The 15,197-nt window shown below is 72.5% G+C and carries 11 protein-coding genes; 6 read left to right on the top strand and 5 right to left on the bottom strand.

Annotated elements, in window-relative coordinates; all coding sequences use genetic code 11:
- Positions 1 to 11: 11 nt before the first annotated feature.
- From ACWGH1_RS08315 to ACWGH1_RS08300, 4 genes are all read right to left on the bottom strand, one after another.
- Positions 12 to 2,006: a dipeptidyl-peptidase 5 gene (locus ACWGH1_RS08315; protein WP_453352082.1), complete on the bottom strand. Its 1,995-nt coding sequence runs from the start codon at positions 2,004 to 2,006 to the stop codon at positions 12 to 14.
- A gap of 13 nt (positions 2,007 to 2,019) precedes the next feature.
- Complete coding sequence (locus ACWGH1_RS08310; protein WP_453352092.1) at positions 2,020 to 3,366, bottom strand: M20/M25/M40 family metallo-hydrolase; 1,347 nt, start codon at positions 3,364 to 3,366, stop codon at positions 2,020 to 2,022.
- A 10-nt stretch (positions 3,367 to 3,376) separates the two neighbouring features.
- Positions 3,377 to 4,210 (bottom strand): M55 family metallopeptidase, encoded by an 834-nt coding sequence (locus ACWGH1_RS08305; protein ID WP_453352081.1) that lies wholly within the window; start codon positions 4,208 to 4,210, stop codon positions 3,377 to 3,379.
- A gap of 157 nt (positions 4,211 to 4,367) precedes the next feature.
- A complete protein-coding gene (locus tag ACWGH1_RS08300) occupies positions 4,368 to 4,811 on the bottom strand; it encodes an SRPBCC family protein (RefSeq protein WP_453352080.1) in 444 nt (147 codons plus the stop codon).
- A gap of 203 nt (positions 4,812 to 5,014) precedes the next feature.
- On the opposite strand from ACWGH1_RS08300, the gene ACWGH1_RS08295 reads away from it, so the two are divergent.
- Positions 5,015 to 6,673: an alpha/beta hydrolase gene (locus ACWGH1_RS08295; protein WP_453352079.1), complete on the top strand. Its 1,659-nt coding sequence runs from the start codon at positions 5,015 to 5,017 to the stop codon at positions 6,671 to 6,673.
- Positions 6,674 to 6,692: 19 nt separating this feature from the next.
- On the opposite strand, the gene ACWGH1_RS08290 is transcribed toward ACWGH1_RS08295, so the two are convergent.
- Complete coding sequence (locus ACWGH1_RS08290) at positions 6,693 to 7,265, bottom strand: HEAT repeat domain-containing protein (RefSeq protein ID WP_453352078.1); 573 nt, start codon at positions 7,263 to 7,265, stop codon at positions 6,693 to 6,695.
- A 336-nt stretch (positions 7,266 to 7,601) separates the two neighbouring features.
- Here ACWGH1_RS08290 and ACWGH1_RS08285 point away from each other — a divergent pair, with 336 nt between their 5' ends.
- The 5 genes from ACWGH1_RS08285 (at position 7,602) to ACWGH1_RS08265 (ending at position 15,193) form a co-directional block, all read left to right on the top strand.
- The gene (locus ACWGH1_RS08285; protein WP_453352077.1) at positions 7,602 to 9,404 is read left to right on the top strand and encodes a 3-hydroxyacyl-CoA dehydrogenase family protein; all 1,803 of its coding nucleotides are present in this window, start codon (positions 7,602 to 7,604) and stop codon (positions 9,402 to 9,404) included.
- A 196-nt stretch (positions 9,405 to 9,600) separates the two neighbouring features.
- The gene (locus ACWGH1_RS08280) at positions 9,601 to 10,413 is read left to right on the top strand and encodes a TetR family transcriptional regulator (protein WP_329199655.1); all 813 of its coding nucleotides are present in this window, start codon (positions 9,601 to 9,603) and stop codon (positions 10,411 to 10,413) included.
- Between the two features lie 388 nt (positions 10,414 to 10,801).
- Entirely contained in the window at positions 10,802 to 12,139 is a 1,338-nt protein-coding gene (ccrA, locus tag ACWGH1_RS08275) for a crotonyl-CoA carboxylase/reductase (RefSeq protein WP_453408533.1), read from the top strand.
- Between the two features lie 31 nt (positions 12,140 to 12,170).
- Entirely contained in the window at positions 12,171 to 14,222 is a 2,052-nt protein-coding gene (locus ACWGH1_RS08270; protein ID WP_453354985.1) for a protein meaA, read from the top strand.
- The gene (locus tag ACWGH1_RS08265) at positions 14,219 to 15,193 is read left to right on the top strand and encodes an HpcH/HpaI aldolase/citrate lyase family protein (RefSeq protein ID WP_361307977.1); all 975 of its coding nucleotides are present in this window, start codon (positions 14,219 to 14,221) and stop codon (positions 15,191 to 15,193) included. Before ACWGH1_RS08270 ends, ACWGH1_RS08265 begins: the two co-directional genes overlap by 4 nt.
- The last annotated feature ends 4 nt before the right edge of the window (positions 15,194 to 15,197 follow it).

Here is a 15,197-nt window from a genome sequence, read left to right as displayed (position 1 = left end):
GCCGGTCGGCCTCAGGGTTCCAGGGCCAGTCTCGGCACGTCCGCCCGCTCGATCCCGAACACCTGAACGTAGAGCGCGAGTTCGGCCTCCAGGGCGCGGACCATGGTGTCCGCGCGCCGGAAGCCGTGGCCCTCGCCCTCGAAGGTGACGTACGCGTGCGGCACCGAGCGGCCCCGCAGGGCGGCGAGGAAGCGCTCCGCCTGGGCGGGCGGACAGACCGGGTCGTCGAGGCCCTGGAGCAGCACGAAGGGGGCGGTGATCCGGTCGGCGCGGGCCACCGGGGAGCGTTCGCGGCAGCGCACGCCCAGGGTCTGCGGCGGCCCGGCCAGGCCGTCGACGTAGTGGGACTCCAGGTCGTGCGTCTCCTGCGCGAAGCCCCTCAGGTCCAGCACGGGGTAGCTGATCGCCGCGCAGGCGTACAGGTCGTTCGCGGCCAGCGAGGCCGCCGCGGTCCAGCCGCCCGCGCTGGCGCCGCGGATCGCGAGCCGGTCCGGGTCGGCGGTGCCCTCGGCGGCCAGCGCCCGGGCCACGGCCGCGCAGTCCTCCACGTCGACCACGCCCCACTGCTCGCGCAGCCGCTCGCGGTAGGCGCGCCCGTAGCCGGAGGAGCCGCCGTAGTTCACCTCGACCACGCCGATGCCCCGCGAGGTGAAGTAGGCGATGTGCAGGTCCAGTACCGGCGGCACGTGGTCGGTCGGGCCGCCGTGCGCCCACACCACGTACGGGGGCAGCTCGTCGGCGGGCGCCGGCCGGTCGGGGTGGTGCGGCGGGTAGACGTGGGCGTGGATCTCCCGGCCGCCCGGGCCGGGGAACGTCCGGCTCTGCGGTTCCGGGTAGTACGCCGGGTCCACGGGATCGGCGGCCCGGGCGCCGATGACCCGGGCGTGGCCGGAGGCGGTGTCCAGCTCGACCACCTCGTACCCGCTGCGCGGGCTGGCGGCGACCCCGTACACCCGCGTGCCGTGGACCGCCAGGGTGGGCTGCCAGTGCGTCCACGGCCCCGCCGCGTCGACCAGGTCCGCGGTGTCGGGGTCGAGCACGCCGAGCACCGAGGAGCCCTGGCCGTGCAGGACGGCGATCAACCGGTCCGGGAGCGGGGCGAGCCAGGCCAGGCCGGGCTTCCAGAGCGGGCCGCCGAACTCCTCCTCGCGGGGGCACAGGTTGACGGCCTCGCCGGTGTCCGGGTCAACGCGGTACGGGTTCCACCAGCCGCCGCGGTCGCTCACCGCGAGGAGGGTGCCGTCGGCGGCCCACTCCACCTGGGCGACGGCCTCGTCGGGTCCGCCGAGCACGGTGCGGGGCCGCCCGAGACCGCCGGCCGTGATGTCGGCCAGCACCAGTTCGGTGCCGTCCCAGGGCATCCGCGGGTGGTCCCACACCAGCCGGGCCGCGAGCCGCCCGTCCGGGGAGATCCGCGGTCCGGTGGTGAACCGGTGCCGGTCGTCGGTCAGTTCCCGCACCAGGGACCGGTCGGCGGCGGCCGACCCGTCCAGCGGTACGGCGGCCACCACGCGGCGCACGTCGGTGGGGCCCGGACCGGTGAACTCCTCCAGCACGCACCAGACTTCGCCGTCCCGCAGCACCGGATCGGCCCAGCGCAGCCCGCCGCGGCCGGTCGGCGGCGGGGCGGCCGGGGTGAGCGGCCGGGGCGCGGGGCCGCCGGGCGCGTCGGGCTCGTACGCGTACAGCCGCTGGTCGGCGTGGTGGACGAACACCACCAGCGGGCCGCCGGTGGCGCGTCCGGTACCGGCCCAGGGGCGGCCCCCGTACTCGGTGAGCCGACTGCGGACGTTCCAGGGCGCGTCCAGCACCGACCGCTCGGGGCCTCCGTCGGCGGGCCTGCGGACCAGGGTGCGGCGGCCGCCCTCGGCGGGCCGGGGTTCGGTCCACCACACCTCGGGGCCGACGGTGCCCACGTACTCGGGCCGCCCGTCGAGCGAGGCGGCCAGCGCGGCGTCGATGGGCGAGGGCCAGCTCCCGTAGGGCCCGGCCGGGGGTGCCGTCATCGCCCGGCCCCCGTCACAGGGTGCGCAGCGCGCGGTCGAGCACCCGGACCCCGAAGTGCAGGGCGTCCACCGGGACCCGCTCGTCCACGCCGTGGAAGAGGGACCAGTAGTCGTAGCCCGGCGGCAGCTTGAGCGGGGAGAAGCCGTAGCCGGTGATGCCGAGCCGGGAGAACTGCTTGGCGTCGGTACCGCCCGCCATGCAGAACGGCACCACGTGCCCTTCGGGGTCGAAGTGCTCGACGCTCTCGCGCAGGATCCCGTACGTCCGGCCGGAGACGGGCGCTTCGAGAGCCACTTCCCGGTGGTGGAACTCCCAGCGCACGTCGGGGCCGGTGAGTTCGTCGAGGGTGGCGATGAACTCCTCCTCGCCGCCGGGCAGCGTCCGTCCGTCGACGTAGGCGGTGGCGTGCTCCGGGATGACGTTCAGCTTGTAACCGGCGCTGAACATGGTCGGGTTGGCGCTGTTGCGCAGCGTGGCCTCGGCCAGCGCGGCGGCCGGGCCGAGCTTGCCGAGGAGCGAGTCGAGGTCGAAGTCGCGGGCGCGCGGGTTCACCGACAGGCCCTGGTGGGCGGCGAGTTCGGTGAGGCAGGCGGCGACCGTGCCGGTGAGCCGGACGGGCCACTCGTGGGCGCCGATCCGCGCGACGGCCGCGGCGAGACGGGTGACGGCGTTGGCGCGGTTGGGCTTGGACCCGTGGCCGGCGGTGCCGTGCGCCGTCAGCTTCAGCCAGGCGGTGCCGCGCTCACCGGCGGCGATCGGGTAGAGGGGGCGGCCCGGGCCGGCGTGCAGGGTGAAGGCGCCGGATTCGCTGATGCCCTCCGTACAGCCCTCGAACAGGTGCGGGTGGTGGTCGGCGAGGAAACCCGAGCCGTCGACGGCGCTGTCCTCCTCGTCGGCGGTGAAGGCGATCACGATGTCCCGCCGGGGCCTGGCGCCGGTCCGGGCCCAGGCCCGTACGACGGCCAGCACCATCGCGTCCATGTTCTTCATGTCGACGGCCCCGCGGCCCCAGACCACACCGTCGCGGATCTCCCCGGAGAAGGGGTCCACGCTCCAGTCCGCGGCCTCGGCCGGGACCACGTCGAGGTGGCCGTGGACGAGTAGGGCCTCGGCGGACGGGTCGCTGCCCTCGATCCGGGTGACCACGTTGGTGCGCCCCGGCGTGCGCTCCAGCAGGACCGGCTCCAGCCCCGTGGCGGCGAGCCGCTCGGCGACGTACTCGGCGGCGGGCCGTTCCCGGCAGTCGCCGCCGCCGCGGTTCGTGGTGTCGATGCGGATGAGGCCGGAGGTGAACTCGACCGCTTCGTCGAGCGCCGCCCGGTCCACGCTGCCGTCCGTGGGGCCGTCGGTCGATCGCATGGGCTGCATGTCAGCCATACTGCTCCTCCACGGCCGCGGAGACGACGGTCGTGACCGCCTTGAAGGTGCGGATTCCCTCGTACATGGTCTCGCTGGTGTACGCGACCCGGCGCTCGCCGGAACGCGCGATGCCGGGGATCACCGTGGCGGCCGCCGGCAGGTGCTCGGCGTCGAACTCCACCTCGACGGTGTAGGGACCGTGCGCGTGGGGTTCGTGGCGGACGGCCAGCCGGGTCGCCCGCTTGGCGGCGGTACGGATGTCGGCGGCGGTACGGGCGGGGGTGCGGCACACCGCCGCGTAGCGCGAGACGTGGTCCTTGACCGCGACGCGCTCCGCGCCGGGCGCGTAACCGGCGGCGTCGGCGCAGGTCAGGTCGTCGCCGGTGACCAGGACCACGGGGACGCCGTACTCGGCGACCACATGGGCGTTCAGCCGGCCCTCGCTCGCGGGGACGCCGTTGAGCCAGACGCCGGTGATGGTGTTGGCGAGATAGGTGTGGGCGAGTACGCCCTCGGCGCCGGCTCCGGTGTGGTAGCCGACGAAGGCGATGCCGTCGACGTCGCCGTGCTGGACGCCCTCGACCATGGACAGGGACTTGTGCCGGCCCGTGAGCATCTCGGCGCGTTCGTCGAGCCGCTCCAGCAGCAGGTTGCGCATGGTCCAGTGGGCCTCGTTGACCAGCACCGCGTCGGCCCCGCCGTCGAAGAAGCCGAGGACGGCCGCGTTGACGTCGGAGGTGAACAGGGAGCGGCAGCGTTCCCACTGCGGGGTCCCGGGCAGTACGTCGGCGGGCCAGGTGACGCCGGTGGCGCCTTCCATGTCGGCGGAGATGAGGATCTTCATCGGTCCCCCGGTCGGTCGGGTCGCGGACGCTCCACCCTAGGGGGTCTACCCGCCGAAAGCCCGGGGCCACGCCCGGCGCCCGGGCGGACTCACCGGGGCCGGGAATTCCACCCGAACCGGTGAGCCGCCCGGTGGCCCTTGCGGGCAACGGCCTTGTTCAGTGCTCGACTTCGGCCGCGAGGTTGGTGAGCACCGTGTCGTAGATGCGGCCCAGGCCCTTGGGGGCGAAGGTGCGCTCGAAGAAGCCGCCGATGCCCCCGGCGCCGTTCCACACGGTGGAGACGACGGCCCTGGACCTGCCTTCGCCGGCCGGCGTCACGGTCCAGGTGGTGACCATGGAGGAGTTGCGGTCCTTCTCCACGAGCTGCCCGTCGGTGGGCTCGCTGACCTCCAGCAGGCAGTCCCGTACGCGCTTGCTGGTGGCCTGGAGCTTCCAGTGGACCAGGGTGCCCTCGCCGTCGCCGCCCTCGCGCACCTCGTACTCGCTGAAGTGCTCGGGCAGCAGCTTGCCCCGGGTCCCGGTGTAGTCCGCAAGCGCGTCGAACACGGTCTCCGCGTCGGCCGCGATGATCCGCTCCGTGGTGGCCTCGACCTGCGCCATGGCTGTTCCTCCAGCAGTTGGGTCCGCTCGTCGCGGCAAGCCAACCACCTCGGGGGCGGGCGCCCAAATCGGCCCCGACCGGCTCCGGGCGCCCCGTACGGCCGCTGAACGCTCATCAGATCGGGCCAATGGGGGGAGCAATCCGGGCTTCGGGGCGTGGTTTCCGGGACGATTCCGCCCAGAACCCTCGGCTGGGAGGCCCCATGCTCGACCCCCTGAACACGCGCGGCTCCATGAAGGAGAGCGGACCGACGAACAGCGGCCCGACGGACATCGGCCCGGCGACCGGTGGGCCGGGGCGGCGCGGCGCGCTCAAGAACCGCGCCGCCGTCCTGCTCTCGGTCGCGACCGTCGCCGCCGCCCTGGCCACGCCGGTCACGGCCGCCCCGGTGGCCCCGGCCGGATCGGCGGCGGCGCCGCGCTGGACCGGCTGTGCGACCACCCGCTACCCCTCGCTGCAGTGCGCCTCCCTCAAGGTCCCGCTCGACCACGACGACCCCGGCGGCCGGCAGATCACCCTGGCCCTGACCCGCGTCCCGCACACCGCGGCGAAGTCGCAGGGCCCGCTGCTGGTCAACCCGGGCGGGCCGGGCGGCAGCGGCCGGGCGCTGGCCGGTTTCGTCGCCGCCGCCCTGCCCAAGGACGTGGCGGCCGCGTACGACGTGATCGGGTTCGACCCGCGGGGCGTGGGCAGGAGCGAGCCGGCCCTGGACTGCGCCGACGGGTACTTCGCCCCGGTGCGGCCGGACTCCGTCCCCACCGACGGACGCGCCGAACGGGCCAACCTGGACCGGGTCAAGTCCTTCGCCGAGTCCTGCCAGGCCAAGCACGCGGACGTGCTCCCGTACATCGACACCGTCTCCGCCGCCCGCGACCTGGAGGTGCTGCGCACCGCCCTGGGCGCGGCGAAGCTCAGCTACTTCGGCTATTCGTACGGGACCTACCTGGGCGCGGTGTACGCCAAGCTCCACCCCGACCGGGTGCACCGCCTCGTCCTGGACTCCGTCGTCGACCCGGGCGGGGTCTGGTACGAGGACAACCTCGCCCAGGACCGGGCCTTCGACGCCCGCCACAAGGCGTTCACCGCGTGGGTGGCCCAGTACGACGAGAAGTACCGGCTCGGCGGCGACCCGGCCGAGGTCGAGCGGCGCTGGTACGAGATGCGCGAGGCGCTGCGGGAATCGCCGGCGGGCGGGAAGGTCGGCGCGTCCGAGCTGGAGGACACCTTCATGCCGGGCGGCTACTACAACGGCTACTGGCCCAACCTGGCCGAGGCGTTCTCCGCGTACTCCGTGGCCAAGGACGAGAAGCCGCTGGTCGCCGCGTACGAGCGGTTCGGCGCCGTGGAACCCGCGGCGGGCAACGGCTACAGCGTGTACACGGCCGTGCAGTGCCGGGACTCGGCGTGGCCGAAGGACTGGGACACCTGGCGGGCCGACATGTGGCGCACGCACGCCGAGGCGCCCTTCATGACCTGGAACAACGCCTGGTACAACGCCCCGTGCGCGTTCTGGAAGACCGACCCGCTGGCCGCCCCGGACGTGACCACCAGCGGGCTCTCGTCGGCGCTGCTGTTCCAGGCGACGGAGGACGCGGCGACGCCGTTCGGCGGCGCGCTTAGCATGCGGGAGAAGCTCAAGGGCGCGGCCCTGGTGGTCGAGGAGGGCGGCGGCAACCACGGGATCGCGCTGAGCGGCAACAAGTGCCTGGACGACAAGCTGGCGGCCTACCTGCGGACGGGCAGGGCGGCGGACGCCACCTGCCCGGCCCTGCCGGCCCCGAAGCCGACCGCGGCCACCCGCGCGCTCCCGCACTCGGCGGGCGGCGCGGCGCTGCACGGGCTGCTGGGCTTCCGGGGCTGACGCCCGCGGGGCCGGCCGGTCAGCTGCCCGCCCCGTCGGGGGCGGCCAGCGCGCGCAGGGACGCGGTGGCCGCCACCGCGAGGCGGGGGTGGGACTGGGCGCGGGTCAGCACGGCGCGGGCCCGGGGGTCGGCCAGGGCGCCGAGGCCCTCCACACAGGCCAGGGCCACGCGCCAGTACGGGTCGTGCGGCGCGAGGAGCCGGGAGAGGGTGCGGATCAGCGCGGGGGCCGATTCGGGTGCCCGCAGGGCGGTGAGCAGCCGCACCGGGTGCAGGGCGTAGGCGGTGCGGAGTTCGTTCGTCGCCAGGGCCGCCGCCGCGCGGGCGGTGCGCGGGTCGCCGAGGACGGCCAGCGCCTGCGCGGCGGCCTCGCAGCGGGGCGGGTCGCGGTGGTTGAGCAGCAGCACCAGCGCCTCGAAGGCCCGCCGGTCCCCGGCCATCCCCAGCCGGTACGCGGCCAGTTCGCGGGCCCATAGCGGCCGGCCGGGCGCAGTCAGCGCGGCCGCGAGCCCGTCGGGGCCGGCCGCCAGCAGCGCCTCGTACTCCGCCGGCCTTCCCGCTTCGCCGCGCAGGCGCTCCAGTACGTCGTTCACGCTGCCACATTAGGCCCGCAGCGGTGTACGTCACATCCGTTCCCCGTTCCCGTGCTCTGGCCAACGGGTTACCGACGAGTTACGCTCCCCTCAACACGTACGGGACCGGCCTGGTGACGCAGCCGCCCCGTACCAGTCGGTCCGGTACCCCAGGTACCGCGAGTTCCGTACCGCAGGTCCGGGTACGGCGTTTCAGGTACGGCTCGGCCCCGGGACAGGGCCGGCCGTTCTCAGCCCTTCGGGCTTCTCCGTGCTTCTCCGTGCGCACCCCGGCCGCGTGCTGTGCGCCGCGCGCCGCGCCCTCAAGTCGTCACCCTCTCCCACTGGAGTCCCGCGATGGACCGTCCGTCCACGTCCAGTCAACCCACCCTCCAGACCATCGCCGTCATCGGTCTCGGCACGATGGGCACCGGCATCGCCGAGGTCCTCGCCCGGGCCGGCCGCGAGGTCATCGGCATCGACGTCAGCGAAGCCGCCGCCCGCCGGGCCGGCGCCGCGCTCGCCGCCGCGACCGCCCGCTCCGTCGCCCGGCAGCGGCTCACCGAGCCCGAGCGCGACACCGTGCTCGCCCGGTTCCGCACGTTCACCGAGCTGAGCGCCGCAGCCGACGCCGACCTCGTCATCGAGGTGATCCCCGAGGACTACGCGCTCAAGCAGCGGCTCTTCCGCGAACTCGACGCGATCGTCCGCCCGGACACCATCTTGGCCACCGGCACCAACGCCCTGTCGGTGACCCGGATGGCCGCCGAGTCCCAGCGCCCCGAGCGGGTCCTGGGCCTGCACTTCTTCAACCCGGCGCCGGCCATGAAGCTGGTCGAGGTCGTCTCGTGCGTGCTGACGGCCCCGCCCGCCGTCCAGGCGGTCACCGAACTGGCCCGCGAACTAGGCAAGGAACCCGTCGCGGTCGGCGACCGTCCCGGTTTCGTCGCGGACGGCCTGCTCTTCGGCTACCTGAACCAGGCCGCCGCCATGTACGAGTCGAAGTACGCCTCCCGGGAGGACATCGACGCGGCGATGCGGCTCGGCTGCGGCCTGCCGATGGGCCCGCTGGCGCTGCTGGACCTGATCGGCGTGGACACCGCCCGTACCGTCCTGGAGGCCATGTACGCCTCCTCCGGCGACCGGCTGCACGCCCCGGCCCCCGTCCTCGGGCACCTCGCCGAGGCGGGCCTGACGGGGCAGAAGGCCGGGCGCGGTTTCTACACGTACGAGACCCCGGGCAGCCCGGTGATCGTGCGGGATCTGCAGACCCCGCCGGACGGGTCGCTGCTGGGCGCGGGCCGGGCCGTCGCCTCGGTCGGCGTGGCCGGCTCCGGCACCATGGCGAGCGGCATCGCGCAGGTCTTCGCGCAGGCCGGCTACCCGGTGGTGCTGGCGGCCCGCAGCCAGGAGAAGGCGGAGGCCGCGAAGGCCGCGGTCGGCAAGTCCTTGGGCCGTGCGGTGTCCAAGGGCCGGCTGACCGAGGACGGCGCGGCCGAGACCCTGGCGCTGATCACCCCGGCGGGCTCGCTGGACGCCTTCGCCGAGGTGGACCTGGCCGTGGAGGCCGTCGCCGAGGACCTGGCGGTCAAGCAGGAGCTGTTCGCGGGACTGGACAAGGTCTGCAAGCCGGGCGCGGTGCTGGCCACCACCACCTCCTCGCTGCCGGTGATCGCCGTGGCGCGCGCGACCTCGCGTCCGCAGGACGTGATCGGCATGCACTTCTTCAACCCGGCGCCGGCCATGAAGCTGGTCGAGGTGGTCCGTACCGTCCTGACCTCCGACGACGTGCACGCCACGGTCCGCGAGGTCTGCGGGAAGGTCCGCAAGCACGCGGTCGACTGCGGGGACCGGGCCGGTTTCATCGTCAACGCGCTGCTGTTCCCGTACCTGAACAACGCGATCAAGATGGTCGAGCAGCACTACGCGGGCATCGACGACATCGACGCCGCGATGAAGCTGGGCGGCGGTTACCCGATGGGGCCCTTCGAGCTCCTCGACGTGGTCGGCCTGGACGTGTCCCTGGCCATCGAGAAGGTCCTCCACCAGGAGTTCCGCGACCCGGGCCTGGCGCCATCGCCGCTGCTGGAGCACTTGGTCGCGGCGGGCTGCCTGGGCCGGAAGACCGGCCGCGGATTCCGTGAGTACGCCCGCCGGTGATCCGCCGCCCGGGCGTCGCGACGCCCGGGCCCGCGAGCCGGATGCGTGGGGAGGGCTCCTCGGGTCCGCCGGACCCTCACGGCGGACGAACCCTCCCGACGAGCACTGTGTGCCCAGTGCCGGCCCTCCCCCGCATCCACCCCTGTCCCACCCCCCTCAGGCGCGCTCTCCTGCGCGAATGAAGTACTTTCGGTCTATGTCCCAGCCCGCCAAGACCTCGCCCCGCGCCGCCACGGCCTCCGACGCCCCGGAGAGCGCGGCCGGCACCAAGGCGGCCGCTCAGCGGCTCAAGATGCGCCGCGAGCTCGCGGCTGCCGCCATGGAGCTGTTCGCGACGAAGGGGTACGAGGCCACGACGGTCGACGAGATCGCCGCGACCGCCGGGGTGGCCCGCCGGACCTTCTTCCGGCACTTCCGGTCCAAGGAAGAGGCGATCTTCCCGGACCACGACGACACCCTGACCCGCGCCGAGGCCGTCCTCGACGTGGCCCCGGCGCACGAGCACCCGCTCGACACGGTGTGCCGGGGGATCAAGGAAGTCATGAAGATGTACGCCGCCTCGCCCGCGGTGTCGGTGGAGCGCTACCGGCTCACCCGTGAGGTGCCGGCGCTGCGGGAGCGGGAGATCGCCTCGGTGGCCCGGTACGAGCGGCTGTTCACGCGCTACCTGCTGGCCCACTTCGACGAGCAGGACCACAACGACGGCAACGACGACCCGCTGCTGGCGGAAGTCGCCGCCTCGGCCGTGGTCACGGCCCACAACCACGTGCTGCGGCGCTGGCTGCGCGCGGGCGGCCAGGGGGACGTGGAGGCTCAGCTGGACCACGCCTTCTCGATCGTGCGCAAGACCTTCGGTTCGGGGATCGGCGCGGGCCGCACCCTCACGGGACCGCCGGCCGCCCCGGCGGCGGTGCGTACGGAGGGCGAGGTGCTGGTGGCGGTGGCCCGCACGGACGCGCCCCTCGACGAGGTCATGCGGACCATCGAAGAGGCACTCAAGAACAAGTAGCGACTCTGGTCACACGGGGCCGCCTCCCTATCCGGGGGGCGGCCCTTCCGTTTGTCCGGGTTGCCCCTACTCGCCGGTAACTCTGATCGATCATCGCTCATCTGCGCAGGTCAATAGGCAAATGAGAGAAAGTTTTGGCACGCGGTGCCTTGCTGAGTGACACGGGGTGCCATACGTTGAAGTGGTCCGGATGTCCCCGCGATCCACGTCCACCCGGCACGGACCGCGCCCCGGATGCCTGCGTCACCAGGCCACGTACGCCTCACCACGGGCGTCGCCGCACCACTGCTTTCGCCGGACCGACGGCACCACACCACACCACACCCGCACCACGCAGCCGCGTATCCCCTCAGCGCACCCTCATCAGCGCTTAGCCGGAGGCAACACCGTGAAGGACATCCTGGACGCGATCCAGTCGCAGGCCGCAACGGCCGCCGACTTCGCGGCCCTGCCGCTCCCCGACTCGTACCGCGCGATCACCGTGCACAAGGACGAGGCGGAGATGTTCGCCGGGCTCACCACGCGCGAGAAGGACCCGCGCAAGTCCCTGCACCTCGACCACGTCCCGGTCCCCGAACTCGGTCCGGGCGAGGCCCTGGTGGCCGTCATGGCCTCCTCGGTCAACTACAACTCCGTGTGGACCTCGATCTTCGAGCCGGTGTCCACCTTCAGCTTCCTGGAGCGCTACGGGCGCCTGTCGGAGCTCACCAAGCGCCACGACCTCCCGTACCACGTCATCGGCTCCGACCTCGCGGGCGTCGTGCTGCGCACCGGCCCCGGCGTCAACGCCTGGCAGCCCGGCGACGAGGTCGTCGCGCACTGCCTGTCGGTCGAGCTGGAGTCCTCCGACGGCCACAACGACACGATGCTCGACCCCGAGCAGCGCATCTGGGGCTTCGAGACCAACTTCGGCGGCCTGGCGGAGATCGCCCTGGTCAAGTCCAACCAGCTGATGCCCAAGCCGGACCACCTCAGCTGGGAGGAGGCCGCCTCGCCGGGCCTGGTGAACTCCACCGCCTACCGCCAGCTGGTCTCCCGCAACGGCGCCGGCATGAAGCAGGGCGACAACGTCCTGATCTGGGGCGCGAGCGGCGGCCTCGGCTCGTACGCCACCCAGTTCGCGCTGGCCGGCGGCGCCAACCCGATCTGTGTCGTCTCCAGCCCGGAGAAGGCGGACATCTGCCGCGCGATGGGCGCCGAGTCGGTCATCGACCGCAACGCCGAGGGCTACAAGTTCTGGAAGGACGAGCACACCCAGGACCCCAAGGAGTGGAAGCGCTTCGGAAAGCGCATCCGCGAGCTGACCGGCGGCGAGGACATCGACATCGTCTTCGAGCACCCCGGCCGCGAGACCTTCGGCGCGAGCGTCTACGTCACCCGCAAGGGCGGCACCATCACCACCTGCGCCTCCACCTCGGGCTACATGCACGAGTACGACAACCGCTACCTGTGGATGTCCCTCAAGCGCATCATCGGCTCCCACTTCGCCAACTACCGCGAAGCCTGGGAGGCCAACCGCCTGATCTCCAAGGGCAAGATCCACCCCACCCTGTCGAAGGTGTACTCCCTGGAGGACACCGGCCAGGCCGCCTACGACGTCCACCGCAACCTCCACCAGGGCAAGGTCGGCGTCCTCGCGCTGGCCCCCGAGGAGGGCCTGGGCGTGCGCGACCAGGAGATGCGCGCCAAGCACCTGGACGCCATCAACCGCTTCCGGAACATCTGAGACCGTTCGAGGGCCAAAGGGACAGCCTGAGATGACAGAGCGCCAGAAAGACCGTCCGTGGCTCATGCGGACGTACGCCGGCCACTCCACGGCCGAGGCGTCCAACGAGCTGTACCGCCGCAACCTCGCCAAGGGCCAGACCGGCCTGTCGGTCGCGTTCGACCTCCCGACGCAGACCGGCTACGACCCCGACCACGTCCTCGCCCGCGGCGAGGTCGGCCGGGTCGGGGTCCCGGTCTCCCACCTCGGCGACATGCGGCGACTGTTCCAGGACATCCCCCTGGAGCAGATGAACACCTCGATGACGATCAACGCCACGGCCATGTGGCTGCTGGCGCTCTATCAGGTGTCCGCCGAGGAGCAGGGCGCGGACATCTCCAAGCTCCAGGGCACCACGCAGAACGACATCGTCAAGGAGTACCTCTCGCGCGGGACGCACGTCTTCCCGCCCGGGCCCTCGCTCCGCCTGACGACGGACATGATCGCGTACACGGTCAACCACATCCCGAAGTGGAACCCGATCAACATCTGCTCGTACCACCTCCAGGAGGCGGGGGCGACCCCGGTCCAGGAGATCTCGTACGCGATGTCCACCGCGATCGCCGTCCTGGACTCGGTGCGCGACTCCGGGCAGGTCCCGGAGGAACGTTTCGGTGAGGTCGTCGCCCGTATCTCCTTCTTCGTGAACGCGGGCGTCCGCTTCATCGAGGAGATGTGCAAGATGCGCGCCTTCGGCCGGATCTGGGACAAGGTCACCCACGAGCGCTACGGCATCGAGGACGCCAAGCAGCGGCGGTTCCGGTACGGCGTCCAGGTCAACTCCCTCGGCCTGACCGAGGCGCAGCCGGAGAACAACGTCCAGCGCATCGTGCTGGAGATGCTCGCGGTCACGCTCTCCAAGGACGCCCGCGCCCGCGCGGTGCAGCTGCCCGCCTGGAACGAGGCGCTGGGCCTGCCCCGGCCCTGGGACCAGCAGTGGTCGCTGCGCATCCAGCAGGTCCTCGCGCACGAGAGCGACCTGCTGGAGTACGAGGACATCTTCGCCGGCTCGCACGTCGTCGAGGCCAAGGTCGAGTCCCTGGTGGCCGAGTGCCTGGAGGAGATCGACCGGATCCAGGAGATGGGCGGCGCGATGGCCGCCGTCGAGTCCGGCTACCTCAAGTCCCGGCTCGTCTCCTCGCACGCCGAGCGGCGGGCCCGGATCGAGGCCGGCGAGGACAAGATCGTCGGCGTCAACTGCTTCCAGCAGACGGAGGAGAACCCGCTCACCGCCGACCTGGACGGCGCCATCATGACGGTGGACGGGGCGGTGGAGGCGCAGATCGTCGAGCGCATCGGCCGCTGGCGCACCGAGCGGGAGGAGTCCTCGGACCGCCAGGGCAACGGCGACCCGTTCGTCTTCCCCACCACCCGGCAGGCCCTGGACCGGCTCAAGGAGGCCGCCGCCGGGACCGAGAACCTGATGGAGGCCACCTTGGAGTGCGCCCGCGCCGGTGTCACCACCGGGGAGTGGGCGAGCGCGCTGCGCGAGGTGTTCGGCGAGTTCCGCGCCCCGACCGGGGTCTCCTCGGCCCCGGTGGCCGTCACCGCCGAGGAGGGCACCCCGATGGCCCTCGTCCGTGCGAAGGTCGCCCGGACGGCCGAGGAGCTCGGCTCCGGCCGGCTGCGGCTGCTGGTCGGCAAGCCCGGCCTGGACGGGCACTCCAACGGCGCCGAGCAGATCGCGGTGCGCGCCCGCGACGCGGGCTTCGAGGTGGTCTACCAGGGCATCCGGCTGACGCCGGAGGAGATCTCCACCGCCGCGCTGGCCGAGGACGTGCACTGCGTGGGACTGTCCATCCTGTCCGGCTCGCACTGCGCGCTCGTCCCGGACGTGCTGGAACGCCTGCGCCTCGCGGGGGCGGGCGACATACCCGTCATCGTGGGCGGCATCATCCCGAACGCCGACGCGGTGACACTGAAGGCGGCCGGAGTCGCCGCCGTGTTCACACCCAAGGACTTCGGCATCACGGAGATCATCGGCCGTATCGTCGACGAGATCCGCAAAGCGAACAAGCTCGACCCCATGGAGGTTCCCGCATGACCACGCCCGCTTCCCCGGTGAACCGGCTGCGGCCGCGCCGCTCCTGCCTCGCGGTGCCGGGTTCGAACCCGCGTTTCCTGGAGAAGGCCCAGGGCCTGCCGGCCGACCAGGTCTTCCTCGATCTGGAGGACGCCTGCGCCCCCCTCGCCAAGGAGGGCGCGCGCCACACGATCGTGGACGCGCTGAACAATGGCGACTGGACCGGCAAGACCCGTGTGGTGCGCGTCAACGACTGGACTACGCACTGGACCTACCGCGACGTCATCACGGTCGTCGAGGGCGCCGGCCAGAACCTCGACTGCATCATGCTGCCGAAGGTGCAGGACGCCCAGCAGGTCGTGGCGCTCGACCTGCTGCTGACGCAGATCGAGAAGACCATGGGCTTCGAGGTCGGCAAGATCGGCATCGAGGCGCAGATCGAGAACGCCAAGGGCCTGGTGAACGTCGACGCGATCGCCGCCGCCTCGCCCCGGCTGGAGACCATCATCTTCGGCCCGGCCGACTTCATGGCTTCCATCAACATGAAGTCCCTGGTCGTGGGCATGCAGCCGCCCGGCTACCCGGCGGACGCCTACCACTACATCCTGATGCGGATCCTGATGGCGGCCCGCACGCACGACCTCCAGGCGATCGACGGCCCCTTCCTCCAGATCCGCGACGTGGACGCGTACCGCGAGGTCGCCGGGCGGGCCGCGGCCCTCGGCTTCGACGGCAAGTGGGTGCTGCACCCCGGTCAGGTCGACGCGGCGAACGAGGTGTTCTCCCCGTCCCAGGAGGACTACGACCACGCCGAGCTGATCCTCGACGCGTACGACTGGTGCACGTCCGAGGCCGGCGGCAAGAAGGGCTCGGCGATGCTCGGCGACGAGATGATCGACGAGGCCAGCCGCAAGATGGCCCTGGTCATCGCGGGCAAGGGCCGCGCGGCGGGCATGCAGCGGACCACCAAGTTCGAGATCCCGGAAGGCTGATCCC

The sequence above is a fragment of the Streptomyces sp. NPDC054883 genome (assembly GCF_053610645.1).
Note: the sequence above shows the minus strand (reverse complement) of the source record. Positions and strands in the feature narration are given on the sequence as shown.